The sequence below is a fragment of the Aestuarium zhoushanense genome (genome assembly GCF_056431045.1).
In genome coordinates this window covers 233,545-234,438 of record NZ_JBWKMA010000015.1, presented here as the reverse complement: position 1 = coordinate 234,438, position 894 = coordinate 233,545, and the positions used below count along the sequence as shown (strand labels likewise).

The window sequence follows — 894 nt, the reverse complement described above, 5'->3', positions numbered from 1 at the left end:
ACGGTTCCTGCAGAGCAGGGCTCGGTCGAGATCGTGAACGGTCAGCTGGTGTTCACCCCGGCGCCGGACTTCAACGGCGAGGCGACGATCAGCTACACGGTCAGCGATCCAGACGGGAACACGGACACAGCGAATGTTGTGGTCACCGTTAACCCTGTTGACGATGCGCCGGAAGCTCTGGACGACACCGCGACCACCGATGAAGACACCGCTGTTACCATCGACGTGCTCGACAACGATAGCGATCCAGACAACCAGCCGCTGACGATCACCGAAGCCACAGTTCCTGCCGAGCAGGGCTCGGTCGAGATCGTGAACGGTCAGCTGGTGTTCACCCCGGCGCCGGACTTCAACGGCGAGGCGACGATCAGCTACACGGTGTCTGATCCTGATGGGAACACGGACACCGCCAATGTTGTGGTCACCGTTAACCCTGTTGACGATGCGCCGGAAGCGCTGGACGACACCGCGACCACCGATGAGGATACCGCTGTCACCATCGACGTGCTCGACAACGACAGCGATCCGGACAACCAGCCGCTGACCATCACCGAAGCCACGGTTCCTGCCGAGCAGGGCTCGGTTGAGATTGTGAACGGTCAACTGGTGTTTACACCGGCGCCGGACTTCAACGGCGAGGCGACGATCAGCTACACGGTCAGCGATCCAGACGGGAACACGGACACAGCGAATGTTGTGGTCACCGTTAACCCTGTTGACGATGCACCAGAAGCTAACGACGACACCGCGACCACCGATGAGGATACCGCTGTCACCATCGACGTGCTCGACAACGATAGCGATCCAGACAACCAGCCGCTGACGATCACCGAAGCCACAGTTCCTGCCGAGCAGGGCTCGGTCGAGATCGTGAACGGTCAACTGGTGTTTACA

1 protein-coding gene is annotated in these 894 nt (G+C 60.3%); it reads left to right on the top strand.

The window, feature by feature from the left end; translation table 11 throughout:
* A partial coding sequence (locus AC07ED_RS06925) for an Ig-like domain-containing protein (RefSeq protein ID WP_478241996.1) occupies positions 1-894 on the top strand: 894 nt, incomplete at both ends.